Genomic DNA, 26,988 nt, shown 5'->3' with positions numbered 1-26,988 from the left:
TGCTATCAAAAAGATACTGCTCCATGAAGGTCTTCCGCGGCTTCCACCACCCCGGCATCGCACCGGCTTGTGCCATGACCATCGGCAACTTCGACGGTGTGCACCGCGGCCACCAGGCCATGCTGGCGCTTTTGCGTGGCGAGGCGCAGCAACGCGGCGTACCGAGCTGCGTACTGACCTTCGAGCCGCATCCGCGCGACTACTTTGCCGGCGTGACGGGCAAACCCGAACTGGCACCGGCACGCGTCGGCACGCTGCGCGACAAGCTGACCGAGCTGGAGCGCTGCGGCGTCGACCAGACCGTGGTGCTGCCCTTCGATGCCCGGCTGGCCGCGCTCACGCCGCAGGCCTTCATTGACCAGGTGCTGGTGCAGGGCCTGGGCGCGCGCTATGTGCTGGTGGGTGACGATTTCCGTTTTGGTGCCAAGCGCGCGGGTGACTACGCCATGCTCGACGCGGCCGGTGTGAAGCAGGGTTTCGACGTGGCGCGCATGAACAGCTACGAGGTGCACGGCCTGCGCGTCTCCAGCTCGGCGGTGCGTGCGGCGCTGGGCGAAGGCCGTATGGCGGATGCGGCACGCCTGCTCGGTCACCCGTACCACATCTCCGGCCATGTGGTGCATGGTCGCAAGCTCGGGCGTGAGCTGGGCTTCAAGACCCTCAACCTGCGCTTTGCCCACTGGAAACCGGCCGCCAGCGGCATCTTTGCCGTGCTGGTGCATGGTCTGACCGAGCCGCCGCCGGGCCGCCCCAAGGCGGCGAGCACCCCCTCGGGGGGCAGCGAGGACACGTCAGTGCCGAGCGTGGGTGCCTATGGCCAGCCCCTGCGCGGCGTCGCCAACCTGGGCGTGCGCCCCTCGCTCGATCCGAATGACGTCAACGGCGGACGCGTGTTGCTGGAGACCCATTGCCTGGACTGGCCGGCCGGCCTGGGGCCGGAAGGGGCCTACGGTAAAATCATCCGCGTGGAACTGCTGCACAAACTGCACGACGAGCTCAAATACGACGGTCTGGACGCCCTGACAGCGGGGATCACCAAGGACTGCGATGATGCGCGGGCTTTTTTTGCCTCCATGCACGCCGAAACGCACCGGCAGACGACACGCGACCGAATTTAGACGATCTGTCTCGACCGTCGTAGCCCTTCGACCAAGCTCAGGGCCAACGGCTTATCTCTTGTTGCTCCAACCTTTGCGTTCGGGCTGAGCTTGTCGAAGCCCTCACAACACCATCGCCATGTCAGACACCAACAAACCGGATTACCGCAGCACCCTGAACCTGCCCGACACCCCGTTCCCCATGCGCGGCGACCTGCCCAAGCGCGAGCCGGGCTGGGTCAAGGAATGGGAAGACAAGGGGCTGTACAAGAAACTGCGCGCCGCACGCGCCGGCCAGCCCAAATTCGTGCTGCACGACGGCCCCCCCTACGCCAACGGCCAGATCCACATCGGCCACGCCGTCAACAAGGTGCTGAAGGACATGATCGTCAAGGCGCGCCAGCTCAAGGGGCTGGACGCCATCTACGTGCCGGGCTGGGACTGCCACGGCCTGCCGATCGAAAACGCGATCGAGAAACTGCACGGCCGCAACCTCTCCCGTGATGTGGTGCAGGCCAAATCGCGCGCCTTCGCCACCGAGCAGATCGCCGGCCAGATGGCCGACTTCAAGCGCCTCGGTGTGCTGGGCGAGTGGGACAACCCGTACCGCACCATGGACTTCGGCAACGAGGCCAACGAGATCCGTGCGCTCAAGCGCATCATGGAGCGCGGCTTCGTCTACCGCGGCCTCAAACCCGTCTACTGGTGCTTTGACTGCGGCTCTTCGCTGGCCGAGTTCGAAATCGAGTACCAGGACAAGAAGAGCACCACGCTGGACGTGGGCTTCGAGTGCGCCGAACCCGAGAAACTGGCCGCGGCCTTTGGTCTGCCAAAGCTGGAGCAGCCGGCCTATGCCGTGATCTGGACCACCACCGCCTGGACCATTCCTGCCAACCAGGCGCTCAACCTCAACCCCGAGTTGGAGTACGCGCTGGTGCAGACCGAGCGTGGCTTGTTGCTGCTGGCTGCGGTGCTGGTGGAGAAGTGCATGGAGCGCTACCAGCTCAGCGGCAAGGTGCTGGCCACCACCCTGGGCAAAAACCTCGGCCTGATCAACTTCAAGCACCCGCTGTACGACGTTGATGCGGGTTACCGCCGCTTCAGCCCGGTGTATCTGGCCGACTACGCCACGGCGGAAGACGGCACCGGCCTCGTGCACTCCTCGCCTGCCTACGGCGTGGACGACTTCAACAGCTGTGTTGCCCACGGCATGGCCTACGACGACATCCTGAACCCGGTGCAGGGCAACGGCAGTTACGCGGCCGATTTCCCGCTCTTCGGCGGCCTCAACATCTGGAAAGCGGTGCCGGTGGTGATCGAAGCGCTGAAGAATGCCGGCCGCCTGTTCGCCACCCACGACATCACCCACAGCTACCCGCACTGCTGGCGCCACAAAACACCGGTGATCTACCGTGCCGCCGCGCAGTGGTTCGTGCGCATGGACGAAGGTGAAGGCGTGTTCACCAAGGACAAGGCGAGCAAGACGCTGCGTCAGCTGGCACTGGCCGCCATCGAGGAAACCAGCTTCTTCCCTGAGAACGGCAAGGCCCGGCTGCGCGACATGATCGCCGGCCGGCCCGACTGGTGCATCTCGCGCCAGCGCAACTGGGGCGTGCCCCTGCCCTTCTTCATCCACAAGGACAGCGGCGAGCTGCACCCGCGCACCATGGAGATCATGGACCAGGCCGCCAGCATGGTGGAGGCCGGTGGCATCGAGGCCTGGAGCAAGGTCACGGCCGAGGAGATCCTGGGCGCGGCCGATGCCGTGCACTACACCAAGGTCAACGACATCCTGGACGTCTGGTTCGATTCCGGCACCACGCACTTCCATGTGCTGAAGAACAGCCACAAGGACCAGTCCACCTGGCCGGCCGACCTGTATCTGGAAGGGCACGACCAGCACCGCGGCTGGTTCCACTCCTCGCTGCTGACCGCCTGCGCCATGTACGACCACGCGCCCTACAAGGGCCTGCTGACGCACGGCTTCACCGTGGACGGCCAGGGCCGCAAGATGAGCAAGAGCGTGGGCAATGTGGTGGCGCCGCAGCAGATCAGCGAGAAGATGGGGGCCGAGATCATCCGCCTGTGGTGCGCGGCCACCGACTACTCGGGCGACCTCGGCATCGACGACAAAATCCTGGCGCGCGTGGTGGACGGCTACCGTCGCATCCGCAACACGCTGCGCTTCCTGCTGGCCAACGTGAGTGACTTCGATCCGGCCGCGGACGCGGTGCCGGCCGATCAGCTGCTGGAGATCGACCGTTACGCCCTGTCGCGCGCGGCTGAGCTGCAGGCCGACATCCTGGCGCACTACGAAGTCTATGAATTCCACCCGGTGGTGGCCAAGCTGCAGGTCTATTGCTCGGAAGACCTCGGTGCCTTCTACCTGGACGTGCTGAAAGACCGCCTGTACACCACGGCGCCGAAGTCGCTGGCGCGTCGCAGCGCCCAGACCGCCCTGTGGCAGATCACGCACGCCATGCTGCGCTGGATGGCGCCGTTCCTGAGTTTCACGGCCGAGGAAGCATGGAAGGTGTTTGGCACCTCCGAGTCGATCTTCATGGAAACCTATTCGGCGCTGGGTACACCCGACGCCGCGCTCTTGGCCAAATGGAACCGCATCCGCGAGATCCGCGACGTGGTCAACAAGGACATCGAGGCACTGCGTGCCGACGGCAAGGTCGGCGCCTCGCTGCAGGCTGAGGTCACGCTGACCGTCGGCACCGATGACCACGCCTTGCTGGCCAGCCTGGGCGAAGACCTGAAATTCGTCTTCATCACATCCGCTATCAAATTGGTAGCTGGTGACGCTGTATCCACGAGCGCGGAAGCCTCAAAACATGCCAAATGCGAACGCTGCTGGCACTACCGCGACGACGTCGGCCACGACACTGCCCACCCGACACTGTGCGGCCGCTGCACCAGCAACCTGTATGGTGCCGGCGAAGAAAGAAAGGTTGCCTGATGGCCAAACCGCGTTCACACACCAGTGCCGGCATGCTGCAGTGGCTGGGCCTGGCCTTCATCCTGCTGCTGGCCGACCAATTCACCAAGGTGCTGATCCTGGGGTATTACCACCTGGGTGAGAGCACCTACGTCACGAGCTTTTTCAACGTCGTACGGGTGCACAACAGTGGCGCGGCCTTTTCCTTCCTGGCCAGCGGCTCGGGCTGGCAGCGCTGGTTCTTCGTCGGCATCGCGGTGGCTGCGGTGGTCTTCATCCTGTTCATGCTGCGTTCGCACGCCGGCCAGCGGCTGTTCTGCTTTGCCATGGCCTGCATCCTGGGCGGCGCCATCGGCAACGTGATCGACCGCCTGCTGCACGGCTACGTCATTGACTTCCTTGACTTCCATCTGCGCAACTGGCATTTCCCGGCCTTCAATGTGGCCGACAGCGCCATCACCCTTGGCGCCGCCTGCCTGATCCTGGACGAATTGCTGCGCGTTCGACGCAGCCGATAGTCAAGAAATGGGCATCGGCCATCTGCGGCTTACGCAGATGGCCGATGTGGCACAAGAAGCCCGACCAGTTGCTTGCACCCGTGCCCGCGCAGCCCTGGGCGTGACAACAACAAGCTCCCAACCGGCGTGGCATGCGGGAAAAACAGAACGGCCGCGGGGCTCTCGCTCCACGGCCGTTTCATGCTCTCAGCCTCGCATCAGTTCTTGGATGGGTAGCTGTTCGGGTAAAGCTCGTTCAACTTCTGGCCGGTACCTCCGTCGATGAGGTTGCCGGTGCGCTGAGCCTCTTTCAACTCGGCATTGACTTCCGAGCGACTGCGGCTGGGAGCAACCGTCTTGGCGGGGAACAGGTCCGGGTTCAGCTCATTCATTTTCTTGCCGGTTCCGACATAGACGATGTCGCCGGTCCGGCGGGCTTCGGCCAGCTCAGCCTTCACCTCTGCGCGGGTACGGCCCTGCGCAGCGGCCTTGGCCGGGTAATGGCCGGGTTGGAGCTGGTTGAGCTTCTGGCCGGTACCTGCATCGATGATGTCACCCGTGCGCTGGGCTTCTGCCAATTCAGCCTGAACCTGGGCACGTGTTTTGGCAGCAGCCGGATCGGCAGCCAGAGCATTGCCGGCGGCCAGTGCAGCCACAGCCAGCATGATGATGTTGGTGTATTTGGTGTTCATGTTGAGTTCCTGTTAAAACAAACGACGTTTAGCCCTTGATCGGATAGCGGTTGGTGTAGAGCTCGTTGAGCTTCTGGCCGGTACCTGCATCGACGATGTCACCCGTGCGCTGGGCTTCCCGCAGCTCGGCATTGACTTCAGCGCGGCTGCGGTTCGAGGCAGTTACCTTGGCCGGATAACGGTTGGGGTACAGCTCATTGAGCTTCTGGCCGGTGCCGGCATCCACGATGTCGCCCATGCGCTGGGCTTCGGCCAACTCGGCATTGACTTCAGCGCGGCTGCGGTTCGAGGCAGTTACCTTGGCCGGATAACGGTTGGGGTACAGCTCATTGAGCTTCTGGCCGGTGCCGGCATCCACGATGTCGCCCGTGCGCTGGGCTTCCAGCAGCTCGGCTTGGACTTGGGCGCGGGTTTTGCCGACAGCCTGATCGGCAGCCAAGGCATTGCCAGCAGCCAGAGCGGCGACGGCCAGAGTGATCACGGTGGTGTACTTGCGGTTCATGATGTATTTCCTTTCAAAGACGAACAATGTTTCTGGGCATGGCAGGAAATCGCTTTCTCGCCTGTCCAACCTCGATGCCTCGTTATTTGTTTCGATTCATCGATGGAATGAACTTTATGACAGCTTGATTTCAAGAAAAATAGCGTTTCCTTCAAATAATCATTGCCAATTCAGCAATAATTACTCTGTCGCCATTGATATCTGAAAGAGGGGCCATCATGGACAGACTCCAATCCATGCGCGTTTTTCAACGCGTGGTTGAAGAAGGCAGCTTTACTGCTGCCGCCCGCGCACTGGACATGTCACCGGCCGTGATCACCCGGCTGGTGGCCGATCTGGAGCAGAGCCTGGGCACACGCCTGCTGCACCGAACAACACGCAAGCTCTCGCTGACCGAAGCAGGGAATGAATACGGCGCACGGCTGCACAGCATCCTGCAGGACATCGACGAAGCGGAGATGGCAGCCGCGGCCCACAGCAAGGAGCTGCAAGGCTCGGTGCGCGTGCTGAGCACACCGACCATGGCCTCCTACTTCATCGCGCCGAACATTGCGCATTGGCGTGAGCGCCACCCGAAGCTGATGCTGGACCTGTCGATCGATCCCCAGCCCCTGGCACGCATTGAGGCCTTCGATCTGGCAGTCGTAGCGGCAGATGAGGACTTCGATGCCAACATCGTCGCCCGCCCTCTGGGCACCAACAACCTGATCCTGTGCGCCTCAGCCGACTATATGCAGCGCATGGGAAAGCCCTTGGCTCCTGATGATCTGGTTCGGCACGACTACCTCAAACCCGCTTTGCTGCCGGGGCAGGACCAGAGTGGCCTCAAACTGCGGCTTGAGTTGAGCGACCCGTGCCTGGAGGCCAGTGACCCCGTGGAAGTCGCGGTGATGCCGGTGCTGCGTACGCAAAGCTTCGACGTGATGTTGCGCGCGGGCCTGAATGGCATCGGCTTTTTTGCCGTCTCCGAACTCATTGCCAGGCCGTACCTGAACTGCGGGCAGTTGATCCAGTTGCTGCCCGACTGGATGCTGGGCCGCGTGACCGCCTACGCCGCCCTGCCGACGCGCAAATTCATGCCCGCCAAGACACGGGCCTTCCTCGACTTCCTGGTCGAGCGCGCCGGCGCCGTCAACTGAGACGGTGCCGGCACACACTCACAGCGTGAGAACGGTGCAGCCGGTGGTCTTGCGCGCTTCCAGGTCGCGGTGCGCCTGTTGCACCTGTTCCAGCGGGTAGGTCTGGTCGATCTGGATCTTGACCTTGCCGCTGCTCACCATGTCGAACAGATCGTCTGCCATCGCCTGCGTGCTCTCACGCGTGGCGATGTGGGTGAACAGCGTCGGACGCGACACGTACAGCGAGCCCTTGGCCGCCAACAGCCCGATGTCCAGCGGCTCGACCTTGCCCGAGGCGTTGCCGAAATTGGCCGCCAGGCCAAAGGGCCGCAGGCAGTCGAGCGACCGGAGGAAGGTGTCCTTGCCCACCGAGTCGTACACCACCGGCACACCCTTGCCGCCGGTGATCTCCTTCACCCGTGCCACGAAATCCTCTTTTGCGTAATTGATGGCGTAGGCGGCACCGTTCGCCTTGGCCAGGGCGCATTTGTCGTCCGAGCCGGCCGTGCCGATGAGCTGCAGGCCCATGGCCCGCGCCCACTGGCAGGCAATCAGACCGACGCCGCCCGCTGCCGCATGGAACAGCACGAAGTCGCCGGCCTGCAGTCCCCCTTGTGGCTGGGTACGGCGCAGCAGGTACTGCACGGTCAGGCCCTTGAGCATCATGGCCGCGCCGGTCTCGAACGAGATGTCATCCGGCAACTTGCACACGCATTTGGCCGGCATCACGCGCACCTCGCAGTAGCTGCCGGGCGGCTGGCTGGCGTAGGCGGCGCGATCACCCACCTTCAGGTGCGTGACGCCCTCGCCCACCGCCTCGACGATGCCCGAGGCTTCCATGCCGAGCTGCAGCGGCATGGGCAACTGGTACAGGCCGGAGCGCTGGTAGGTGTCGATGAAATTCAGACCGACCGCCTTGTGGCGGATGCGGATCTCGCCGGGGCCAGGGTCGCCCACCGTCACCTCGACGATCTTGAGCTGCTCGGGGCCGCCGTTCTGGTCAATGCGCACGGCGCGCGATGTGATGTGTGTCATGTGATGTCTCCTGCGGAATAGCGAAAAATTTTACTGTGCCGTCTCCATCATGCCGCACAGTCAAAAGACCTGTGACGGCAATGCCCATGATGTCTTGCTACAGTGCTGGCGATGCACGCACGACTCACCCCAGCCACCGCCCTGCTCCTCACCATCCCGCCCCTGATGTGGGCCGGCAATGCCGTCGTCGGCCGCGTGGTGGGTCCGCTGGTGCCGCCGATGACACTCAACCTGCTGCGCTGGCTGCTGGCCTTTGTCTTGCTGCTGCCCCTGGCCTCCGACGTGCTGCGCCGCGGCAGCGGCCTGTGGGCGCATTGGCGGCGCTTCAGCGTGCTGGGCCTGCTCAGCGTCGGCGCCTACAACGCGCTGCAGTACCTGGCCCTGCACACCTCCACGCCGATCAACGTCACGCTGGTGGCCTCCAGCATCCCGGTCTGGATGCTGGTTTTCGGCCGCCTGTTCTTCAACGCCCGGATCACGCGCCGCCAATTGCTGGGCGCCGGCCTGTCCATGAGCGGTGTGCTGCTGGTGCTCAGCCGCGGCGAACCGGGCACGCTGCTGCACCTGAAGCTGGTCCCGGGCGACTTCTATGTGCTGCTGGCGGCCATGGCCTGGGCCTGGTACAGCTGGATGCTGGTGCAACCGGCCAAGGAACCCGCGGACATCCGCAACAACTGGGCGGCCTTCCTGATGGCACAGATCGTGTTCGGCCTGGTCTGGTCTGCCCTTTTCACGGCCGGCGAGTGGGCGCTGACCGACGCACACATCGAGTGGGGCTGGCCGCTGGCTGGGGCGCTGCTGTTCGTGGCCCTGGGGCCGGCCCTGCTGGCCTACCGCTGCTGGGGCACCGGCGTGCAGCGCGCCGGCCCGTCGGTGGCCGGCTTCTTCTCCAACCTCACGCCGCTGTTTGCGGCCGTGCTGTCCTCGGCCCTGCTGGGTGAACTGCCTCAGGTCTACCATGGCGTGGCCTTTGCGTTGATCGTAGGCGGCATCGTGGTATCTTCCCGGCGTTGAGCATTAACCGTCTTCGCTGGAACCTGCCATGAAACCTGTTGCCCTCAAGTCGCTGCTGCTGTCTACCTTCATCCTGCTGACGGGATGCGCCACCACCTCCGGCAACAGCGCCGGCACGGGCTCGGGCAACGGCGCGATGAACGACCTGATCGTCAACTCCCAGCTGCCGGCGGGCGCCAAGATCAACCACAGCCAGTCGCTGATCATGGGCTCGGGCGAAAACTGGGTCGGCCGCGTAGTGCTGGAACTCGACCAGAACCCGAACGCCGCCTACAACTTCTTTCTTGAGCAGTACCCGCCGCAGGGCTGGACGCTGGTGAGCGCGGTGCGCGGCAAGACCAGCCTACTGGTCTTCACCAAGGCCGACCGCAGCGCCACTGTTGAACTGAACGAAGGCGGTGTGATGGGCGGCTCGCAGGCCACGCTGACCGTCACGCCCAAGAGCACGCTGCCACCCCCACCGGCTCCGACCCCGTCGACCCAGCCGGTACGCCGCTAAACAGCTCAGCGGCAGCGGCCGGCGCGCTGACAGCGGGCGCCGGCCTGACAGTCCTCAGTAAGTGCCCGGGTAGGCGCCACCATCGGCCAGCACGTTCTGGCCGTTCATGTAGCCGGCATGCTGGCTGCACAGGAAGGCGCAGATCGCGCCGAACTCCTCGGACGTCCCGAAGCGCTGTGCCGGAATCGTCTTCTTGCGCGCCTCGGCCACGGCATCGATGCTCTGGCCGGTCTTCTGCGACGCCCCCACCATCGTCGCCTTCAGCCGGTCGGTGTCAAACGCACCCGGCAGCAGGTTGTTGATGGTCACGCCCCGCGCCGCCAGCTTGGGGTTGCGCGCCACGCCGGCCACAAAACCCGTCAGGCCGCTGCGCGCGCCGTTGGACAGGCCCAGGATGTCGATCGGTGCCTTCACTGCGCTGGAGGTGATGTTGATGATGCGGCCGAAGCCACGCTCGGCCATGCCGTCCACCGTGGCCTTGATCAGCTCGATCGGGGTCAGCATGTTGGCATCCACCGCCTTGATCCAGGCCTCGCGGTCCCAGTCGCGGAAGTCGCCGGGCGGCGGACCGCCGGCATTGGTGACGACGATGTCGAAGTCCTTGTGCTGCGCGAAGATGGCTTCGCGCCCGGCGGGCGTGGTGATGTCGGTCGCGACGGCCAGCACCTGCGTGCCCCGGGCTTCGGCCTTGAGCTTGTCGGCCGCGGCCTGCAGCGCCTCGGCGCCACGCGCTACGATCAGCACATTGACGCCCTCACGCACCAGTGCCTGCGCGCAGCCAAAACCCAGCCCCTTGCTGGCGCCGCCCACCAGCGCCCATTTGCCCGCAATGCCCAAATCCATAACGATCCTCTCGTTTCAAACAAAAATTTAGCCGATGATAAAGGCCCACGCATCACCCCGCTCTATTCAGGGCACTCGTGGAACCGGCTTTGCCGGGCCACTGAGTGCGCCCCCTGCAAGGGGGGTGGCGCAGCGACACGAAGTGCGCGTAGCCTGGGGGTATTTCATCTCCCGCGACTGAAGACGAAGATGCCGGCCACCACCAATACGGTGCCAGCCGCAATCCAGGGCGTGAATGGCTCGCCCAGCAGCCACACGCCCATCAGGATGGTGGACATCGGCCCGACCATGCCGACCTGCGCCGTCAGGCCGGCGCCGATGCGCTCGATCGCCATCATCACCAGCAGCACCGGCACCGCCGTGCAGGCGATGGCATTGAGCAGCGAAAGCCAGATCACCGGCATCGCGACCTCGGCCGCTGCAAGTGGTCGCAGCAGGACAAACTGCAGGATGCAAAGAATACAGGCCACGCTGGTGGCCAGCCCGACCAGGCGCAACGAGCCCAGGCGCCGCACCAGCTCGCCGCTGTAGGTCAGGTACAGCGCATAACTGATGGCGCTGATGAACACCAGCAGCGAACCCCAGGCCACATCACTGCCGGCCAACGAAACCTCACGGCCGAATACCAGCAACACACCGGCGTAGCTGATCGCCATACCCCACAGCTGCTTGCGCTGCACCCTGCGGCCAAACAGCACCAGCCCCAGCAGCAGCACCAGGGTGGGCGTGAGATACAGGATCAGCCGCTCCAGCGACGCCGTGATGAAGGCCAGCCCGGCAAAGTCGAGAAAGCTGGCCAGGTAATAACCGGAAAAACCCAGCCCCAGCACGCCCAGCCAGTCGCGCCACTTCAGCGGCGGCTGGCCTCGGCTGGCCCACCAGGCCATGGCGGCGAACAGTGGCAGCGCGAACAGCATGCGGTACATGATGAGCGTGACCGCATCGACGCCGTGGCGGTAGGCCAGCTTGACGATGATCGCCTTGCCACTGAAAGCAATGGCACCGATGACCGCGAACAACAAACCGGACGCTACGTTTTTTGTAGCGCTTTGCGCAGGTTTCACAAGGGCAGAGACCGAATTTCTTGATGAATACGAAAACCGCCGGTCAGAAACCGGCGACCAGTCCGTCACGTCGCGCGTCGCTGGCGGCCACATAACCCTCGACCTTCGGATCACCGGCGCGCCAGATGAACTGGCCGGCGCCGAAGTCCTGGTAGGAGTCGTTGATCACTTCCATGCGGTGGCCGCGTTCGGCCAGGCCCTGCACCGTGGCCTTGTCCATACCGGCCTCGACGTTGATCTCCAGCCCGGCGTTGTAGCGCCAGCGCGGCGCGTCGCAGGCCGCCTGTGGGTTCTGCCCGTAATCCAGCATGCGCACCAGCGTCTGCATATGGCCCTGCGGCTGCATGTTGGCCCCCATGACGCCGTAGCTCATCACCGGCTGGCCGTCCTTCGTCAGGAAGGCCGGGATGATGGTATGGAAGGGACGTTTGCCCGGCGCCACCACGTTGGCCGGGTTGTGGCCCTTGGCGTCCAGGCTGAAGCCGTGGCCGCGGTTCTGCAGGCTGATGCCGAACGTCGGCTCGACGCAGCCCGAGCCGAAGCCCATGTAGTTGCTCTGGATGAAGCTGACCATCATGCCGTTCTCGTCGGCCGCCGTCAGGTAGATGGTGCCGCCTTTCACCGGATTGCCGGCCTTGAAGTCCTGCGCCTTTTTCATGTCGATCAGCTTGGCACGCGAGGCCAGGTAGGCGTCGTCCAGCATCTGCTCGGCCGTCACTTCCATGCTCGAAGGTTCGGCCACATAACGGTAGACGTCGGCAAAGGCCAGCTTCATGGCCTCAATCTGCAGGTGCTGCGAGTCAACGCTGTCCACCGGCAGCGAACCCAGGTCGAACTTGTCGAGGATGCCCAGCGCGATCAGCGCCGCAATGCCCTGCCCGTTCGGCGGAATCTCGTGCAAGGCGTAGCCGCGGTAGTTCTTGCCGATGGGTTTGACCCATTCAGGTTTATAGGCCGCGAAGTCGCTCGCCTTGATGCTGCCGCCGTGTTGCGCGGAGAACTTCTCGATCGCCTGCGCAATCTCGCCGCCGTAATAGGCCTGGCCCTTGGTTTCGGCAATGGCACGCAGACCACGTGCGGCGGCCTTGAACTGGAACAGCTCGCCCACCTGCGGCGCCCGGCCCCAGGGCAGGAAGGACTGGGCAAAACCCGGCAGACCTTGCAGCTCGGGCGTGGCGGCGGCCCACTTCTGCTGCACCACCACCGGCAGCAGGTAACCGCGCTCGGCGATCTCGATCGCCGGCTCCATCAGGTCGGCAAAGGGCAGCTTGCCAAAGCGCTCGCTCATGGCCACCCAGCCGGCCACCGCGCCCGGCACGGTGACGGCATCGATGCCGCGCTTGGGCGGGTTCTTGGCATCGTCACCGTACTTGCGTTTGAAGTACTCGGGTGTCCAGCTCTGCGGCGCACGGCCGGATGCGTTCAGGCCGTGCAGTTCCTTGCCGTCCCACAGGATGGCGAAGGCATCGCTGCCCAGGCCGTTGCTGACCGGCTCGGTAATGGTGATGGCCGCCGCCGCGGCAATGGCCGCATCCACCGCATTGCCGCCCTTGTAGAGCATGCGTAGGCCGGCCTGGGCCGCCAGCGGGTGCGAGGTGGAGACGACGTTGCGCGCGAACACAGGCAGGCGCGTGCTGGTGTAGGGGTTGGTGTAGTTGAAGTTCATGATGTTTTGAGTCAGGTGCTCAGTCGAGCGTGATTTTGCGTTCGGCAGCCAGCTTTTTCCATTTGGCGGTTTCGGCCCGGACAGCAGCGGCAAAGCCCTCGGGTGTGCCGCCGACCGGCTCGGCCCCCAGGCGGGCAAAGCGGTCCTTCACCTCGGCGCTGGTCAGGGCCACATTGGCCGCCTGGTTGACCTTGGCCACGATGTCGGCAGGCAAGCCGCGCGGACCATAGATGCCGAACCAGTTGACCGATTCGTAACCGGGCAGTACCTCGGCCACGGTCGGCAGCTCGGGCGCCAGGCTGGTGCGCTTCGGGCTGGTGACGGCCAGCGCGCGCACGCGGCCGTCCCTGACATGCGGCATGCCCGAGATCAGCGAATCGATCAGCAGGTCGACCTTGCCGCTGATGAGGTCGGGCATGGCCAGGCCGGTACCGCGGTAGGGAATGTGGACCAGGAAGGTGCCGGACTGCTGCTTGAAGACCTCGGTCGACAGGTTGGAGATGGTGCCATTGCCGCTGGAGGCGTAGTTCAGCCGGCCCGGGTTCTTGCGCGCGTAGTCGATGAACTCGCGCAATGTTTTGGCCGGCGAGCTGTTGGGTACCACCAGCAACTGCGGCGAACTCGCCACGTAGACGATGGGTGTGAAGTCGGCCTCTGCGTTGTACGGCATGCGCGGGTTGAGGGCCGCGCCGATGCTGTGCGTGCTGGAGGTCGTGAGCAGCAGGGTGTAGCCGTCCGGTACTGCCTTAGCCGCGGCCAGCGCACCAATGGTGCCGCCGGCACCCGGCTTGTTGTCCACCACCACCGGCTGGCCCAGCTTGCGCCCGAGTTCGGTGGACAGGGCGCGCGACAGGATGTCAGTGGCACCACCCGCCGGGAACGGCACGATCAGGTGCACCGGCTTGACCGGATAGGTCTGCGCGATCGCCTGCAGACCGTGACCCGCACACAGGCCCGCCAGCAGCAGGCCGAACAGATGTCTAGCTTTCATGCTTGTCATGCCCCACGATCCGGCGATGCAGTTTGCGCAATGACCACCAGACGGCAAAACCGACCACCGGCACCGCCAGTGCCGCTGTCGTTTCACCGCTCAGCGGCCAGCCCAGGCTGTGTGCGCCCTTGGCCAGATAGCTCACCAGGCCGACGATGTAATAGGTGATGGCCGCCACCGACAGGCCCTCCACCGTGGACTGCAGCTTGAGCTGCAGGTCCTGGCGCTGGTTCATGGTGGCCAGCAGGGCCTGGCTGCTTTGCTGCTGCTCGATCTCGACGCGCGTGCGCAGCAGGTTGCTGATGCGCGAGACGCGTTGCGACAGCGCATCCTGCCGGCGTGTCACCCATTCACAGGTACTGCGCGCCGGCGACAAACGCCGGTCCATGAATTCGCGGATGGTCTGCATGCCGACCAGCCGGGTCTCGGTGATGTCGTTGATGCGTTTGTCGACCAGTTCGAAGTAAGCCGTGCTGGCGGAAAAACGTGAATGGGTGGCGGCGTACTGGCTCTCCACCTTGCCCGCCAGCTTGGTCAGGCGATCCAGCAGCAGCGGTTCGTCATTGCGCGTGGCGCTGCGAATGGCCTCGGCCAGCTCAGCCAGCTCGCGCTCGGCCGAGCCCAGCACACTGGAGGCCTCGCGTGCCGCCGGCAGGCCCAGCAGGGCCGCCATGCGGTAGGTTTCGATTTCCAGCAGACGCTGCACCATCCGGCCCAGGCGGCGCGGCGACATGTGCAGCCCGTCCACGCTCGGCGTTTTGGCATCCTCGCTGCTGGCGGCATCAACAAACAGCAGCATGCGCGAAAAACCGTCGGCATGGATGGCGAAATCGGTATAGACCTCACCGGCCCCTCCCGCCACGCCAGAGGCCACCAGTGAGTCTTCATGCAGCACATGGCGCACGAGGCTGGTGGCATCCGCCTGGTCGGGCAGCGCCCACAGGTGCAGGCTGGCCAGGCACTGGCCGGGCAAGGCGGCCACCCAGTCCTGCGGCACCACGTCGATGGCGGCCTCGGGCTCACGTTCGACGTAGTTCGACGCCGGCAGCGTGCGCAGGAAGGTCCAGGAGACGAATTCGGTGTGCAGCTCCCAACGCAGACGGAAGGGGCCGATATCCATACGGAAATGCGTGGCATGGGCGTCCGGCAGCGGCAGGTGATGGTCGCGCAGCAGGGTGGTCACATGCGCCCGGCTGGCATCACGCTGTGCCGCATCGCACACCATCACCACGTGCGAAATCGCCAGCGGCGTGCTCATCGCCTCGGGTGGCCGGGCATGGATTTCGTTGTGCAAGGTCACCCTTTGCGGGTGCTGGAGCGGGTTGTTTTTCAGTTGCATGGCATCCTCTTGGCCTGATTGTGACGCAAGGCGGTTCCAGGCCCATGGCCATCTGTGACCCGGCAAAAAAACGGCACCCGAAGGTGCCGTTTTCTAGCGCTCGAACAATGGACTCAGTCCTCGACGAAGGCCTCTTCGCGCTTGTTCTTGACCGCCGGCAGCAGCACGATCACCAGAAGCAAGGCCGCGGCAGCCAGCAGACCGGCGGACAGCGGACGCGTGACCAGCACGCTCCAGTCGCCACGCGACAGCAGCAGGGCCCGGCGCAGGTTTTCTTCCATCATCGGCCCCAGGATGAAACCCAGCAGCAGCGGTGCCGGTTCGACGCCGAGCTTGATGAAGCCGTAGCCGATCACACCGAAGATCGCCACCATCCAGATGTCGAAAGTGTTGTTGTTGGTCGAGTACACGCCGATGGCACAGAACAGCACGATCGACGGGAACAGCCAGCGGTAAGGCACGGTCAGCAGCTTGATCCACATGCCGATCAGCGGCAGGTTCAACACGATGAGCATCAGGTTGCCGATCCACATCGAGGCGATCAGGCCCCAGAACAGCTCGGGGTTGCTGGTCATCACCTGCGGGCCGGGCTGGATGTTGTGGATGGTCATGGCACCGACCATCAGCGCCATCACGGCGTTGGGCGGAATGCCCAGCGTCAGCAGCGGAATGAAGGAGGTCTGCGAACCGGCGTTGTTGGCCGACTCGGGCGCCGCCACACCGCGGATATTGCCCTTGCCGAACGGCACTTCACCCGGCTTGAGCTTGGTCTTCTTCTCGATGGTGTAGGCCGCAAAAGCCGCCAGCAGTGCACCACCACCCGGCAGGATGCCCAGCACGGAGCCGATGGTCGTACCCCGCAGGATGGCCGGAAACATGCGCTTGAGATCCTGGCCCGTGGGGTAGATGTTCTTCACCTTGCCGGTGAACACTTCGCGCTTGTCTTCGGAATGCGACAGGTTGGCAATGATCTCGCCGTAACCGAACACACCCATGGCGATGGTGATGAAGCCAATGCCGTCGGTCAGTTCCGGAATGTCAAACGAGAAGCGGGCCACGCCCGAGTTCACGTCGGTACCCACCAGACCCAGCAACAGGCCCAGCACGATCATGGCCACGGCCTTGAGCAGCGAGCCCGAGGCCAGCACCACGGCGCCGATCAGGCCCAACACCATGAGCGAGAAATACTCGGCCGGACCGAACTTGAAGGCCACTTCGGTCAACGGTGCCGCAAAGGCGGCCAGGATCAGCGTGCCGACGCAGCCGGCGAAGAAGGAACCGATGCCGGCGGCCGACAGTGCCGGACCCGCACGACCTTGACGCGCCATCTGGTAGCCGTCGATCACGGTCACCACCGAAGACGATTCACCCGGCAGGTTCACCAGAATCGCGGTAGTGGAACCACCGTACTGGGCGCCGTAGTAGATACCGGCCAGCATGATCAGCGCGGCCACCGGCGGCAACGCATAGGTGGCCGGCAGCAGCATGGCGATGGTGGCAATCGGGCCGACGCCCGGCAGCACACCGATCAGCGTGCCCAGCACACAACCGATGAAGGCATAGATCAGGTTCTGGCCCGTGAAGGCAACGCCAAAACCGATCGAGAGGTTGTTGATCAAATCCATCATGTTCTTGTTCTCCTCAGCCCGCGATGAAGGTCGGCCAGACCGGGAACTGCAGTTTGAGCAGCATCACAAAGGCCAGGTAGCTGCCCAGGGCCAGCACGGCCGCCAGGACCAGCACTTCCTTGAGCTTGAAGTTTTCACCCGCCAGGCTGGCGACGATGGTGAGGGCAAAAATGCCGGCGACCAGCCCCATGGGCGGCAGGCCGATGCTGGGCAGGCCACCGATCATGATGCCGAACAGCAGGTTGGCGCTGATGATGAACACCAGCGGCTTCCAGGCCCACTTGCCGATCTTGTCGCCGTCCTCGGTCTCGACGACCAGGGCCTTGAACATGATCAGCCCGCCCAGGAAAGCCAGCACAATGCCCAGCATCAGGGGGAAGTAGCCCGGCCCCATGCGGGCGCCAGTTCCCACGTTGTAATTGGCAGCACCCCAGGCAAATCCAACGCCGACGGCGGTGAACATGAGCCCGGAGAAAAAGTCTTTCTGACTCTTGATCTTCACAAACAGTCTCCTAAGAGCAACTCTCAAACCGTCGATTCTGCAACGGAAAGCCCCTGTTCCCGGATGTGGATTCCACCTATGGATGCGACGCATCGGGCCGCAAAACACAGGGAATACCCTTGGTTTTCAGCGGCTCTGCACCGTCCGGGTGCATTCAGACCAGCGGGGGCGTTGCGCTCAGCACTTCGTCCAGCACGGTCAGGCCTTCGGCCACGCGCAAGGCACCCGCCAGCCGCAGCGGGCGCATGCCATCGCTCACCGCCTGGCGCCGCAGGGCATCGATGTTGGGCTCGCGGCTCACCCGGTCCTTGAAGGCCTCGCTCACCACCAGCAGTTCATACAGGCCCATGCGGCCCAGGTAACCGGTCATGCGGCAGTCGACACAGCCCACCGGTTTGTAGGGCTTGTAGCCGCCACTGAGCTGCCAGGGTTTCACCACCTCGGCCAGTGCCTCGCGCTTGGCCGTCTCGTCCAGCGCCTTGCACTGCGGGCACAGGGTGCGCACCAGGCGCTGCGCCAGCACCCCCAGCACGGTGGCGTTGATCAGGTAGGGCGGAATGCCCAGTTCCATCAGGCGTGTGATGGCCGAGGGTGCGTCGTTGGTGTGCAGGGTGGAGAACACCAGGTGGCCGGTGAGGGCCGCCTGCACCGCCATCTCGGCCGTTTCCAGGTCGCGGATCTCGCCCACCATGATGATGTCCGGGTCCTGCCGCATCAGGGCGCGCAGGCCCTCGGCAAAACCGAAATCGAGCTGCGGCTGCACCTGGGTCTGGTTGAAGGCCGGCTCGATCATCTCGATCGGGTCTTCCACCGTGCTCACGTTCACCTCTTCGGTGGCCACGCGCTTCAAGGTGGAGTACAGCGTGGTGGTCTTGCCCGAGCCGGTCGGCCCGGTCACCAGGATGATGCCGTGCGGACGCTTCACCAGCGCCTCCCAGCGCTGCGCGTCGTGCGGTGTGAAGCCGAGTTCGTCCAGGTTCTTGACCGTGGTGTCGGGATCGAAGATCCGCATCACCATCTTCTCGCCGAAGGCGGTGGGTAGGGTCGAGATCCGCATCTCGACCTCGTCGCCACGCGGGTTGCGCGTCTTGATGCGGCCGTCCTGCGGGCGGCGCTTTTCCACCACGTCCATGCGCCCCAGCAGCTTGATGCGTGCCGTCATGGCGTTGAGCACGCCCATCGGCATCTGGTAGACCGGGTGCAGCACACCGTCGATGCGGAAGCGGATCACGCCCTGCTCGCGCCGCGGCTCCAGGTGGATGTCGCTGGCGCGCTGGTCGAAGGCGTACTGCCACAACCAGTCCACCACCTGCACCACGCCCTGGTCGTTGGCATCAAGCTGCTTGTTGCTTTTGCCCAGCTCCACCAACTGCTCGAAGCTGGCGCCACCGGTGCCGCCACCGGCCTTCTGCGCCGCGCGCACCGACTTGGCCAGGGCAAAGAACTCGGCCGTGAAGCGATGGATGTCCTGCGGGTTGGCCACCACGCGGCGTACGCTGCGGCGGCTCTGGCGCTCGACCTCGCCCACCCAGTCGGTAAGAAAGGGTTCGGCGGTGGCCACCACCACCTCGGTCGGCGTCACCTGCACCGGCAGCACACGATGCCGCTCGGCATAAGCCGCACTCATGATGTCGGCCACCTTGCCCACATCGACCTTGAGCGGGTCGATGCGCAGATAGTCCAGCCCGGCACGGCCGGCCAGCCACTGCGTCAGGCTTTCGATGTCCAGCGGTTTCTGATCGCTGACGCGACGCATCGACACACTGGCCAGGCGCAAGAGCGGATGCTGCGCACTCTCGGCCTGGGCACAACGCGCCACGGTACGCTGTGCTTCCTCGTCCGAGATCACGCCATCGGCCTGCAGCCACGCCACCAGACGGCGCCAGTCGATCGGCCCGTCATGCGGTGTCTTGGCCAGGGATTTGGTTTTCACGTTTGCGTTCATTCGATCGGTTTGAATCCGCGCAGCCACTTGGGCGCTGGCAGGCCCCATTGAGTCTGGATGATTTCGGCGCGGGCGGCAAGCTCGGCCCGCTTGGGGCGGCTGGGGGTGCGTTGCGCCAGCACCACCGTGTTGCCTTCGCGCGTCGCCTTGAAGGCCCAGATGGCATCACGGCCAAAGGCCTCGGCAATCCGGTCCACGCTGCGCGCAAAGCTGGAGGAACGGCCGAACAGGTTGACCGTCATGCAGCCCTCCTCGGTCAGCAGACGCCGGCAGTCGGCATAAAACTCCGCACTGTCGAGCACCGGCGCCGCCGCCTCGTCGTCGTACAGATCGACCTGCAACGCATCGACTGTGCCGAACCACTGCGGCTTTTTGATCTCCTGCGCCGCATCGCCCAGGATCACCTGCAGCTTCGCACTGTCGTCCGGCAGGTGGAACCAGCCGCGGCAGGCGTGCAGCACCTGCGGGTTGAGTTCGATGGCGGTGGTCTTCATGCGCAGCACCTTGGCACAGAACTTGGTGAGCGAGCCGGCGCCCAGGCCGAGCTGCACCGCCTGGCGCTTCGGCACCGTGGCCGGATCGACAAACAGCAGCCAGGCCATCATGCGCTGGACGTATTCGTGCACCAGCGCGGTCGGGTCGTCCATGTCCATGGAACCCTGGATCCAGATGGTGCCCAGGTGCATGTGGCGGATGTCGCCTTCGTCGGAGAAGTGGACTTCGGGGAGAGTGGGTTGGCGTTTTTTCAAGATCGGGCCATTATCCCCAAACAGGTCTCACGCACCTGACACCAGGCCGGCCGCCACCATCACCGCCCGCCAGGCGGCCAGCTTGCGCTCGAAAGGCCAGCTGGCATTGGCCGGGCTGGTGGACGGCAGCTTCACCACGGCGAAGTCCTCAATACCCAGACTGTGACGCACCAGCCCCGCATGCTTGAAGCTCTCGCCGCCGTTGTGCGCAATCATCTTCAGCTGCGGGCAAAACGCCTTCAGACTGGCGAAGTCGTTGACCTGCGGGTTGCGGATGGCGCTGTCCAGGCTGCCGCTGCGCTCGCAGCTGGCATAAACATCCCATAACCCCAAGCCACGGTCGAGCAGCCATTTGCTACGTTTTTCATAGCTGTTGGCGCCCGTATCCATGGGCACGGAAGGCCAAATGGCTTGCAAGATTTTCCAGAACTGGTTCTGCGGGTGGCCGTAGTACTGCTGCGCCCTTAACGAGGCCACGCCGGGGAAACTGCCGAGGATCAGCAGACGTGTGCCGGGCCCGACGATAGGCGGTAGACCGTACAGGCGCGCGCTGTCGGCGGGGCGGGACGCTGAGGAAACTGGGCCGATCGGTGTCATGCGAAGGTAGCGCATCTGCAGGTTACATCCTCTCGGCGGGGATAGGAGGCTTCATGCGCTGCGCCTAGAATTCTAAGGCCCGCCATACGCAGGAACCTCACCCGGAAGCCGCCCTCATGCCCACGCATGCTCCCCACACCGTTGCCGATCTGCAAACCCTTACGGCCCTGTTCGGCCCCGTCGGCGAAGCCTCCTTGCGCAAGGAAGTGACCTACCTGCACCCGGTCTACCAGCAATGGATCCAGGCCTCGCCGTTTGCCGTGCTGGCCACCAGCGGGCCCCATGGGCTGGATGCCTCGCCGCGCGGTGATCCGGCCAGTCTGGTGACGATCCACGACGAGTACACCCTGCTGCTGCCGGAGCGACGCGGCAACAACCGCATCGACAGCCTGCGCAACATCCTGCACGACCCGCGGGTCGCACTGCTGTTCCTGGTTCCCGGCGTCGGCGAGACGCTGCGCGTCCATGGCCGCGCCCGCATCACGGTTGACCCGGCGCTGCTGCAACGCCTGGCACATGAACAGGCCGAACCGAAGTGCATCATCGAAATCAAGGTCGAGTCGGTCTTCTTCCAGTGCGCGCGCGCCATCCAGCGTTCCTCGCTCTGGGCCCCCCCGGCAGCCGATGCGCGCAGCACGGTCCCGACGGCCGGCGCTATCCTCTCCGCACTGACCGACGCCGCCATCGACGGCGCCGCCTACGACCGGGAACTGCCGGCACGCCAGCGTGCCACGCTGTACTGACTTCAGGACGCCAGCAGGGCCTGCAAGCGCGGCAAGGCGGCCATGGCATTGCGTGTGGTGGCCACGGCCAGCGTCTCGGCGTCAAGGCCACGCAAGCCGGCCAGCACCTGTGCGATGCGCGGCAGCTCGCCCGGTTCGTTGCGGCCTTGCGGCGCGCCGGCCGCCCGTGCCTCGGCGGTCTGGTAGAGCCAGTGCGGCGGCATGTCGGGCGCATCGGTCTCCAGCACGATGGCCTCCAGCGGCAGCGTGGTCGCCAGCCGGCGCAGGTTCTCGGCACGCTCATAGGTCAGCGCGCCGCCAAAACCGAGCTTGAGCCCGAAGGTGATGAAGGCCTGCGCCTGCTGCGCACTGCCGTTGAAGGCATGGGCAATGCCTTGCCATGGCGTGCCATTGCCGATGGCGCGCAGCCCCTTGAGCAGCATGTCGGCCGAACGGCGCACGTGCAGGATCACCGGCAAACCATGCTGGCGCGCCAGCTTGAGCTGCTCGACATAGAAGAACTCCTGCCGCTCGCGCAGCGGGCTGGCCAGCAGTTCCGGCACGAAGTAATCCAACCCGATTTCGCCCACCGCCACCAGGCGCGGTTCGTCGCGCTGGGCGGTCAGCGCGGCGTCGAGCCGGGCCAGGTCGTCATCCTGCGCCTGCTTCACATACAGGGGATGGATGCCCAGTGCGTAGCTGTCGCCGAATTCGTGCGCCAGCGTCCGCACGCGCTCGAAGTCCTTCACCTGCACCGCCGGCAGCACACAGTGCGCTACATTTTCCGCAGCAGCCCGCGCCCTAACCATCTGGACATCAGGCGAAAATTCTGCCGCATCCAGATGGCAATGGGTGTCGATCCAGAATCGCATCGCCCCACCAACGTTCAGGCGCTCAAGCGCCCCTGCTCCAGCCGGAGTTGACGCTGGCAGCGCGCCGCCAGCGTCTCGTCATGCGTGACCACGATAAAGGCCGTGCCCTGCTCGCGCGCCAGGCGCAGCATCAGTTCGAACACGCCGTCAGCGGTGCTGCGGTCCAGGTTGCCGGTCGGTTCGTCGGCCAGAACGCAGGCCGGCTGCGTCACCAGGGCGCGCGCAATCGCCACGCGCTGGCGCTCGCCGCCCGACAGTTCGGCCGGACGGTGCAACACGCGTTCGGCCAGGCCCACAGCCGCCAGCATGCGTGCGGCGGTCTGCGCCGCGGCAGCGCGGTCCTGGCGCCGGATCCACAGCGGCATGGCCACGTTGTCCAGCGCGCTGAATTCCGGCAGCAGGTGGTGGAACTGGTAGACGAAGCCGAGGTGCTGGTTGCGCAACTGGCCCTGGGCCGCCGGCGACAAGGCCGACATCGCCTGCCCCATCAGCTGGACCGAGCCGGTCGTCGGCGCATCGAGCCCGCCCAGCAGGTGCAGCAGGGTGCTCTTGCCGGAACCGGAGGCACCGACGATGGCCAGCGTCTCGCCGCGCCGCACCTGCAGGTCCACGCCCTGCAGCACTGTGACATCGAGCCGGCCTTCGGTAAAACGCTTGCTCAGGCCTTGCGCCTGCAGCACCACGTCGTTGATCACGTCACTCATAGCGCAGAGCCTCCGCGGGGTTGACGCGGCTGGCGCGCCAGCTCGGGTAGAGGGTGGCCACAAACGCCAGCACCAGCGAAATGATGGCAATCGGCACGATGTCGCTGCTTTGTGGGTCGCTCGGCATGCGGCTGATCAGGTAGATGTCGCGCGGCAGGAAACTGGCGTGGAACAGGCGCTCCAGCGCCGGCACGATGACGTCGATGTTGAAGGCCACGCCCAGCCCCAGCAGCAGGCCGGCCAGTGTGCCGATCACACCCACCATGGCGCCCTGCACCACAAAGACGCCCATGATGCTGCGCGGGCTGGCGCCCAGCGTGCGCAGGATGGCGATGTCGGCACGCTTGTCGGTCACCGTCATCACCAGTGTGCTGACCAGGTTGAAGGCGGCCACCGCCACGATCAGGGTGAGGATGATGAACATCATGCGTTTTTCCAGCTGCACGGCAGCAAACCAGTTGCGGTTCTGCCGCGTCCAGTCGCGGATGTAGAGGTCGCCGCTCAGGCTGCGCGCCAGCTCGCCGGCCACCTCGCGCGCCTGGTGCAGGTCCTTCAGCTTCAGGCGGATGCCGGTCGGCCCTTCAAGGCGGAAGATCTTCGCCGCGTCGTCCACGTGCAGCATCACCAGCCCGGCATCGTATTCGTAATGACCGGAATCGAAGGTGCCCACCACCGTCATCTGCTTCAGGCGCGGCACCACGCCGGCCGGCGTCACCTGGCCGCTGGGCGCCACCAGCGTGACCTTGTCGCCCTCGCGCACGCCCATGGCGCGCGCCAGGTCCACCCCCAGCACGATGCCGAACTCACCCGGCACCAGCCGCGCCAGCGCCGCATTCTTCAAACTCGCGGCCAGGTCGGTCACCTCGGGTTCGCGCGCCGGGTCGATGCCGCGCACGATGGTGCCCTTCATGTCCTCACCACGCGCCAGCAGGGCCTGGGTGCCGATGAAGGGCGCAGCGCCGATCACCTGCGGGTTGGCGCGTGCCTCGCGCAGGGTCAGATCCACATCGGGCAGCGCCGCACCGTTGGGCGCGAAGATCTCGATGTGCGACACCACGCCCAGCATGCGGTCGCGCACCTCTTTCTGGAAGCCGTTCATCACGCTGAGCACGATGATGAGCGCGGCCACCCCCAGTGCGATGCCCAGCATGGACACGCCCGAGATGAAAGAGATGAACCCGTTGCGCCGGGTGGCGCGGCCGGCGCGGGTGTAGCGCCAGCCGAGGATGAGTTCGTAAGGTATTTGCATATAGGGTCCGTGCCCCCGATTATTCGCGATCTGGCGCACCACCCCCGCCGGCCCGATCCGTTTGCCCGGACAATAGCGGCATGCATCTCCTGATCCCGTTTGCCGCCAGCGCGGACCTGGCCAGCCGCCAGGTCTGGCGCGAGCTGCAACTGCCGCAGCTGCAGCAGCTGTTGCGACGCCTGCAACCACTGCCGCAGGACGCCCCCCCTGCCAAAGCACTGGTGCTGCCGCACGAACGCCTCCACGCCGCCGAACTGGGCCTGGCACCGCAGGCACCGGCCTGGGCGGCGCTGCGCGCACGGCAACTGGCCCTGCCCGGTGCCACCGAAGAGGGCTGGGCCGTCCTCACCCCCTGTCACTGGCAAGTGGGGCAGGCGCAGGTCACCCTGCTGGCGCCGGAGGAACTGGCGCTGACCGACGAGGAGTCGCGCGCCCTGCTGGCCACCATGCAGCCCTATTTCGCCGAAGACGGCATCACGCTCTTCTTCGACAGCCCGGCACGCTGGCTGGCCCGGGGTGAGGTCTTTCGCGGCCTGGCCACGGCGTCGCCGGAACGCGCCATCGGACGCGATGTCGCACCCTGGCTGCCGGCGTCCCAGCTGCTGCGCCGGCTGCAGAACGAAATGCAGATGCTGCTCTACACACACACCGTCAACGAAGCGCGCGCCGCGCGCCGCACGCTGGCGGTGAATTCGTTCTGGATCAGCGGCAGCGGTGCCCTGCCGGCAACGCTGCCGGCCCCGGCGCGGCCGCTGGTGGTGCCACAGGGCCTGATGCAGGCCGCGCTGCGCGGCGACTGGCCGGCCTGGGGCCGCGCCTGGGAGCAGCTCGACGCCACCGACATCACCGCCCTGCGCACAGCCCTGGACGCCGGCATGCCGCAGGTGCAGCTGACCCTGTGCAGCGAGCAACGCGCGCTCAGCTACACCCCGTCCACGCCCGGCCTGTGGCGCCGGATTTCAAGCATTTTTGGCCCTGAGCCCTTATCAAATCTGCCCGACAAGCTATGAAAATAGTAGCAAGAAACATTCCACCACGCGCCGCCTGGGCCCTGGAGCAGGCCGGCGTGCACCCGCTGCTGGCGCGGCTGTTTGCCGCCCGCGGCGTTGCGGCCAAGGACGAACTGGACGATGGCCTGGCCCGGCTGCTGCCACCGGCCAGCCTGAAAGGTGCCAACGAAGCGGCGGTGCTGCTGGCCGACGCCATGGCGCAGGCCAAGAAGCTGTGCATCGTGGCCGACTACGACTGCGACGGCGCCACCGCCTGTGCTGTGGCGGTGCGCGGCCTGCGCCTGCTGGGCGCAAAGCACGTGAGCTACCTGGTGCCCGACCGCGTGGTGGACGGTTATGGCCTCACCGCCCCGATCGCCCAACGCGTCAAGGCCAGCGGCGCCGACGTGCTGATCACGGTGGACAACGGCATTGCCAGCGTGGACGGCGTGCGCGTGGCGCGTGAACTGGGCCTGCAGGTGCTGGTGACCGACCACCATCTGCCCGGCCCCGAACTTCCTGACGCGGAGGTCATCGTCAACCCGAACCAGCCCGGCTGCGATTTCGAGAGCAAGTCCATCGCTGGCGTCGGCGTGATGTTCTACGTGCTGCTGGCACTGCGCGCCGAGTTGCGCCAGCGCGGTGCCTTTGACGCGGCCAGTCAACCCAAGCTGGACGCCCTGCTGCCACTGGTGGCGCTGGGCACGGTGGCCGACGTGGTGAAGCTCGACGCCAACAACCGCCGCCTGGTGGCGCAGGGCCTCAAGCGCGTGCGCGCCGGCGCCCTGCCGCCCGGCATGGGCAGCCTGTTCACCGTGGCCGGCCGCAACGCGGCAGTGGCCACCACCTTCGACTTCGGTTTCGCCCTGGGCCCGCGCATCAACGCCGCCGGCCGCCTGTCGGACATGACGCTGGGCATCGAATGCCTGCTCACCGATGACCCAGCGCGCGCCGAGGAACTGGCGCGCACGCTGGACGGCATCAACCGCGAGCGACGCGAGATCGAGGGTGAGATGCGCGAGCAGGCCTTTGACATTGCCGAGTCGCTGTTCGACGAGGGCGATGAGCCGCCGCCGGCCATCTGCGTCTTCGACCCCGACTTCCACGAAGGCGTGGTCGGCATCGTGGCCTCGCGCATCAAGGACAAGCTGCACCGCCCGAGCTTCGTCTTTGCCGCCAGCCAGGCGCCGGGCAAGGAGCACGAGCTCAAGGGCTCGGGGCGCTCCATCCCCGGCTTCCACCTGCGCGACGCGCTCGACCTGGTGGCCAAGCGTTACCCCGGCGTGTTGCTGCGCTTCGGCGGCCACGCCATGGCGGCCGGCTGCACCATTGCCGAAGAGCATTTCGACGCCTTCGAGCAGGGCCTGAACGAAGTGGCGCAGGAGTGGCTGGATGCCGCCACGCTGACGCGCCGGCTCGACACCGACGGCCCGCTGCCGCCGGAGTACCGGCGCACCGATGTGGTGGAGGTGCTGCACCGTGAAGTCTGGGGCCAGGGCTTTGCGCCACCGACCTTCAGCGAAGAGGTGGAGGTGGTGTCGCAGCGCCTAGTGGGCGAGAAACACCTGGCACTGAAACTCAAGCACCAGGGCCAGCCAGTGGATGGCATCTGGTTCGGCCACACCGAGCCGCTGCCGCAGCGCGTGCTACTGGCCTTCCGGCTCGATGCCGATGAATGGCAGGGTGTGCGCCGGGTCAGGTTTCTGGTCGAAGGGGCGGAGCTCTGAACG

General features: G+C 65.4%; 25 protein-coding genes. 9 read left to right on the top strand and 16 right to left on the bottom strand.

Features of this window, described 5'->3' with window-relative positions:
• Positions 1–23 precede the first annotated feature (23 nt).
• The 3 genes from CDE01S_RS05165 to lspA all read left to right on the top strand — a co-directional run bounded on the left by CDE01S_RS05165 (position 24) and on the right by lspA (position 4,559).
• Positions 24–1,118, top strand: a complete 1,095-nt coding sequence (locus tag CDE01S_RS05165; protein WP_066704657.1) for a bifunctional riboflavin kinase/FAD synthetase — start codon at positions 24–26, stop codon at positions 1,116–1,118.
• Positions 1,119–1,236: 118 nt separating this feature from the next.
• Positions 1,237–4,062, top strand: a complete 2,826-nt coding sequence (gene ileS, locus CDE01S_RS05160) for an isoleucine--tRNA ligase (RefSeq protein WP_066704655.1) — start codon at positions 1,237–1,239, stop codon at positions 4,060–4,062.
• A 32-nt stretch (positions 4,063–4,094) separates the two neighbouring features.
• Positions 4,095–4,559 (top strand): signal peptidase II, encoded by a 465-nt coding sequence (lspA, locus tag CDE01S_RS05155; protein WP_439648667.1) that lies wholly within the window; start codon positions 4,095–4,097, stop codon positions 4,557–4,559.
• A gap of 197 nt (positions 4,560–4,756) precedes the next feature.
• Here the strand turns inward: lspA and CDE01S_RS05150 are convergent, their stop codons facing one another.
• Both CDE01S_RS05150 and CDE01S_RS05145 read right to left on the bottom strand, forming a co-directional pair.
• A complete protein-coding gene (locus CDE01S_RS05150) occupies positions 4,757–5,230 on the bottom strand; it encodes a DUF4148 domain-containing protein (protein ID WP_066704650.1) in 474 nt (157 codons plus the stop codon).
• 28 nt (positions 5,231–5,258) lie between these two features.
• Positions 5,259–5,732 (bottom strand): DUF4148 domain-containing protein, encoded by a 474-nt coding sequence (locus tag CDE01S_RS05145; RefSeq protein ID WP_066704648.1) that lies wholly within the window; start codon positions 5,730–5,732, stop codon positions 5,259–5,261.
• A 218-nt stretch (positions 5,733–5,950) separates the two neighbouring features.
• Here CDE01S_RS05145 and CDE01S_RS05140 point away from each other — a divergent pair, with 218 nt between their 5' ends.
• Complete coding sequence (locus CDE01S_RS05140) at positions 5,951–6,871, top strand: LysR family transcriptional regulator (RefSeq protein ID WP_066704646.1); 921 nt, start codon at positions 5,951–5,953, stop codon at positions 6,869–6,871.
• Between the two features lie 18 nt (positions 6,872–6,889).
• Here CDE01S_RS05140 and CDE01S_RS05135 read toward each other — a convergent pair whose 3' ends face one another.
• On the bottom strand, positions 6,890–7,885 hold the full coding sequence (locus CDE01S_RS05135) for a quinone oxidoreductase family protein (protein WP_066704643.1): 996 nt from the start codon (positions 7,883–7,885) through the stop codon (positions 6,890–6,892).
• Positions 7,886–7,996: 111 nt separating this feature from the next.
• On the opposite strand from CDE01S_RS05135, the gene CDE01S_RS05130 reads away from it, so the two are divergent.
• Both CDE01S_RS05130 and CDE01S_RS05125 read left to right on the top strand, forming a co-directional pair.
• Positions 7,997–8,899, top strand: coding sequence for a DMT family transporter (locus tag CDE01S_RS05130; protein ID WP_066704641.1), 903 nt, complete (start codon positions 7,997–7,999; stop codon positions 8,897–8,899).
• Between the two features lie 28 nt (positions 8,900–8,927).
• Positions 8,928–9,398, top strand: a complete 471-nt coding sequence (locus CDE01S_RS05125; RefSeq protein WP_066704639.1) for a hypothetical protein — start codon at positions 8,928–8,930, stop codon at positions 9,396–9,398.
• Positions 9,399–9,452: 54 nt separating this feature from the next.
• On the opposite strand, the gene CDE01S_RS05120 is transcribed toward CDE01S_RS05125, so the two are convergent.
• The 10 genes from CDE01S_RS05120 to CDE01S_RS05075 form a co-directional block, all read right to left on the bottom strand.
• Positions 9,453–10,241 (bottom strand): SDR family oxidoreductase, encoded by a 789-nt coding sequence (locus CDE01S_RS05120; protein ID WP_066704637.1) that lies wholly within the window; start codon positions 10,239–10,241, stop codon positions 9,453–9,455.
• 164 nt (positions 10,242–10,405) lie between these two features.
• Complete coding sequence (locus tag CDE01S_RS05115) at positions 10,406–11,263, bottom strand: DMT family transporter (protein ID WP_439648666.1); 858 nt, start codon at positions 11,261–11,263, stop codon at positions 10,406–10,408.
• Positions 11,264–11,348: 85 nt separating this feature from the next.
• Positions 11,349–12,971: a gamma-glutamyltransferase family protein gene (locus CDE01S_RS05110; RefSeq protein WP_066704633.1), complete on the bottom strand. Its 1,623-nt coding sequence runs from the start codon at positions 12,969–12,971 to the stop codon at positions 11,349–11,351.
• 19 nt (positions 12,972–12,990) lie between these two features.
• Entirely contained in the window at positions 12,991–13,962 is a 972-nt protein-coding gene (locus tag CDE01S_RS05105; RefSeq protein WP_157077048.1) for a Bug family tripartite tricarboxylate transporter substrate binding protein, read from the bottom strand.
• Positions 13,952–15,301: a DUF3422 family protein gene (locus CDE01S_RS05100; protein ID WP_066704630.1), complete on the bottom strand. Its 1,350-nt coding sequence runs from the start codon at positions 15,299–15,301 to the stop codon at positions 13,952–13,954. The genes CDE01S_RS05105 and CDE01S_RS05100 overlap by 11 nt, the downstream gene beginning before the upstream one ends.
• Before the next feature lie 113 nt (positions 15,302–15,414).
• On the bottom strand, positions 15,415–16,926 hold the full coding sequence (locus CDE01S_RS05095) for a tripartite tricarboxylate transporter permease (RefSeq protein WP_066704792.1): 1,512 nt from the start codon (positions 16,924–16,926) through the stop codon (positions 15,415–15,417).
• A gap of 16 nt (positions 16,927–16,942) precedes the next feature.
• Positions 16,943–17,431: a tripartite tricarboxylate transporter TctB family protein gene (locus CDE01S_RS05090; RefSeq protein ID WP_066704629.1), complete on the bottom strand. Its 489-nt coding sequence runs from the start codon at positions 17,429–17,431 to the stop codon at positions 16,943–16,945.
• 154 nt (positions 17,432–17,585) lie between these two features.
• On the bottom strand, positions 17,586–19,376 hold the full coding sequence (gene tfpB, locus CDE01S_RS05085) for a type IV pilus assembly ATPase TfpB (protein WP_066704628.1): 1,791 nt from the start codon (positions 19,374–19,376) through the stop codon (positions 17,586–17,588).
• Complete coding sequence (locus tag CDE01S_RS05080) at positions 19,373–20,125, bottom strand: class I SAM-dependent methyltransferase (protein ID WP_439648665.1); 753 nt, start codon at positions 20,123–20,125, stop codon at positions 19,373–19,375. The genes tfpB and CDE01S_RS05080 overlap by 4 nt, the downstream gene beginning before the upstream one ends.
• Positions 20,126–20,152: 27 nt before the next feature.
• Positions 20,153–20,737, bottom strand: a complete 585-nt coding sequence (locus tag CDE01S_RS05075; protein ID WP_084382747.1) for a DNA-deoxyinosine glycosylase — start codon at positions 20,735–20,737, stop codon at positions 20,153–20,155.
• A gap of 101 nt (positions 20,738–20,838) precedes the next feature.
• On the opposite strand from CDE01S_RS05075, the gene CDE01S_RS05070 reads away from it, so the two are divergent.
• Positions 20,839–21,465, top strand: coding sequence for a pyridoxamine 5'-phosphate oxidase family protein (locus CDE01S_RS05070; RefSeq protein WP_066704625.1), 627 nt, complete (start codon positions 20,839–20,841; stop codon positions 21,463–21,465).
• 2 nt (positions 21,466–21,467) lie between these two features.
• Here CDE01S_RS05070 and CDE01S_RS05065 read toward each other — a convergent pair whose 3' ends face one another.
• The 3 genes from CDE01S_RS05065 to CDE01S_RS05055 are packed head-to-tail and all read right to left on the bottom strand — an operon-like array spanning position 21,468 to position 24,269.
• A complete protein-coding gene (locus tag CDE01S_RS05065) occupies positions 21,468–22,316 on the bottom strand; it encodes a TatD family hydrolase (protein WP_066704622.1) in 849 nt (282 codons plus the stop codon).
• A gap of 14 nt (positions 22,317–22,330) precedes the next feature.
• The gene (gene lolD / locus CDE01S_RS05060; protein ID WP_066704620.1) at positions 22,331–23,020 is read right to left on the bottom strand and encodes a lipoprotein-releasing ABC transporter ATP-binding protein LolD; all 690 of its coding nucleotides are present in this window, start codon (positions 23,018–23,020) and stop codon (positions 22,331–22,333) included.
• Complete coding sequence (locus CDE01S_RS05055) at positions 23,013–24,269, bottom strand: lipoprotein-releasing ABC transporter permease subunit (RefSeq protein WP_066704617.1); 1,257 nt, start codon at positions 24,267–24,269, stop codon at positions 23,013–23,015. Before CDE01S_RS05055 ends, lolD begins: the two co-directional genes overlap by 8 nt.
• 80 nt (positions 24,270–24,349) lie before the next feature.
• Here CDE01S_RS05055 and CDE01S_RS05050 point away from each other — a divergent pair, with 80 nt between their 5' ends.
• Positions 24,350–25,279: a hypothetical protein gene (locus CDE01S_RS05050; protein ID WP_066704615.1), complete on the top strand. Its 930-nt coding sequence runs from the start codon at positions 24,350–24,352 to the stop codon at positions 25,277–25,279.
• Complete coding sequence (recJ, locus tag CDE01S_RS05045) at positions 25,276–26,985, top strand: single-stranded-DNA-specific exonuclease RecJ (protein ID WP_066704614.1); 1,710 nt, start codon at positions 25,276–25,278, stop codon at positions 26,983–26,985. The genes CDE01S_RS05050 and recJ overlap by 4 nt, the downstream gene beginning before the upstream one ends.
• The last annotated feature ends 3 nt before the right edge of the window (positions 26,986–26,988 follow it).

It is taken from the genome of Curvibacter delicatus NBRC 14919 (assembly GCF_001592265.1).
Lineage (GTDB): Bacteria > Pseudomonadota > Gammaproteobacteria > Burkholderiales > Burkholderiaceae_C > Hylemonella > Hylemonella delicata.
This window is presented reverse-complemented; position numbering and strand designations above follow the sequence as displayed.

Bases quoted from the DNA above. Each gene is read 5' to 3' on its own strand.
- lspA (WP_439648667.1), top strand. From the start codon at position 4,095: ATGCTGCAGTGGCTGGGCCTGGCCTTCATCCTGCTGCTGGCCGACCAA.
- tfpB (WP_066704628.1), bottom strand. From the start codon at position 19,376: ATGAACGCAAACGTGAAAACCAAATCCCTGGCCAAGACACCGCATGAC.
- CDE01S_RS05075 (WP_084382747.1), bottom strand. From the start codon at position 20,737: ATGCGCTACCTTCGCATGACACCGATCGGCCCAGTTTCCTCAGCGTCC.
- CDE01S_RS05050 (WP_066704615.1), top strand. From the start codon at position 24,350: ATGCATCTCCTGATCCCGTTTGCCGCCAGCGCGGACCTGGCCAGCCGC.
- CDE01S_RS05095 (WP_066704792.1), bottom strand. From the start codon at position 16,926: ATGGATTTGATCAACAACCTCTCGATCGGTTTTGGCGTTGCCTTCACG.
- CDE01S_RS05110 (WP_066704633.1), bottom strand. From the start codon at position 12,971: ATGAACTTCAACTACACCAACCCCTACACCAGCACGCGCCTGCCTGTG.
- CDE01S_RS05065 (WP_066704622.1), bottom strand. From the start codon at position 22,316: ATGCGATTCTGGATCGACACCCATTGCCATCTGGATGCGGCAGAATTT.
- CDE01S_RS05130 (WP_066704641.1), top strand. From the start codon at position 7,997: ATGCACGCACGACTCACCCCAGCCACCGCCCTGCTCCTCACCATCCCG.
- CDE01S_RS05165 (WP_066704657.1), top strand. From the start codon at position 24: ATGAAGGTCTTCCGCGGCTTCCACCACCCCGGCATCGCACCGGCTTGT.
- CDE01S_RS05125 (WP_066704639.1), top strand. From the start codon at position 8,928: ATGAAACCTGTTGCCCTCAAGTCGCTGCTGCTGTCTACCTTCATCCTG.
- CDE01S_RS05145 (WP_066704648.1), bottom strand. From the start codon at position 5,732: ATGAACCGCAAGTACACCACCGTGATCACTCTGGCCGTCGCCGCTCTG.
- CDE01S_RS05100 (WP_066704630.1), bottom strand. From the start codon at position 15,301: ATGCAACTGAAAAACAACCCGCTCCAGCACCCGCAAAGGGTGACCTTG.
- CDE01S_RS05105 (WP_157077048.1), bottom strand. From the start codon at position 13,962: ATGAAAGCTAGACATCTGTTCGGCCTGCTGCTGGCGGGCCTGTGTGCG.
- CDE01S_RS05070 (WP_066704625.1), top strand. From the start codon at position 20,839: ATGCCCACGCATGCTCCCCACACCGTTGCCGATCTGCAAACCCTTACG.
- CDE01S_RS05135 (WP_066704643.1), bottom strand. From the start codon at position 7,885: ATGACACACATCACATCGCGCGCCGTGCGCATTGACCAGAACGGCGGC.
- ileS (WP_066704655.1), top strand. From the start codon at position 1,237: ATGTCAGACACCAACAAACCGGATTACCGCAGCACCCTGAACCTGCCC.
- CDE01S_RS05140 (WP_066704646.1), top strand. From the start codon at position 5,951: ATGGACAGACTCCAATCCATGCGCGTTTTTCAACGCGTGGTTGAAGAA.
- lolD (WP_066704620.1), bottom strand. From the start codon at position 23,020: ATGAGTGACGTGATCAACGACGTGGTGCTGCAGGCGCAAGGCCTGAGC.
- CDE01S_RS05055 (WP_066704617.1), bottom strand. From the start codon at position 24,269: ATGCAAATACCTTACGAACTCATCCTCGGCTGGCGCTACACCCGCGCC.
- CDE01S_RS05120 (WP_066704637.1), bottom strand. From the start codon at position 10,241: ATGGATTTGGGCATTGCGGGCAAATGGGCGCTGGTGGGCGGCGCCAGC.
- recJ (WP_066704614.1), top strand. From the start codon at position 25,276: ATGAAAATAGTAGCAAGAAACATTCCACCACGCGCCGCCTGGGCCCTG.
- CDE01S_RS05150 (WP_066704650.1), bottom strand. From the start codon at position 5,230: ATGAACACCAAATACACCAACATCATCATGCTGGCTGTGGCTGCACTG.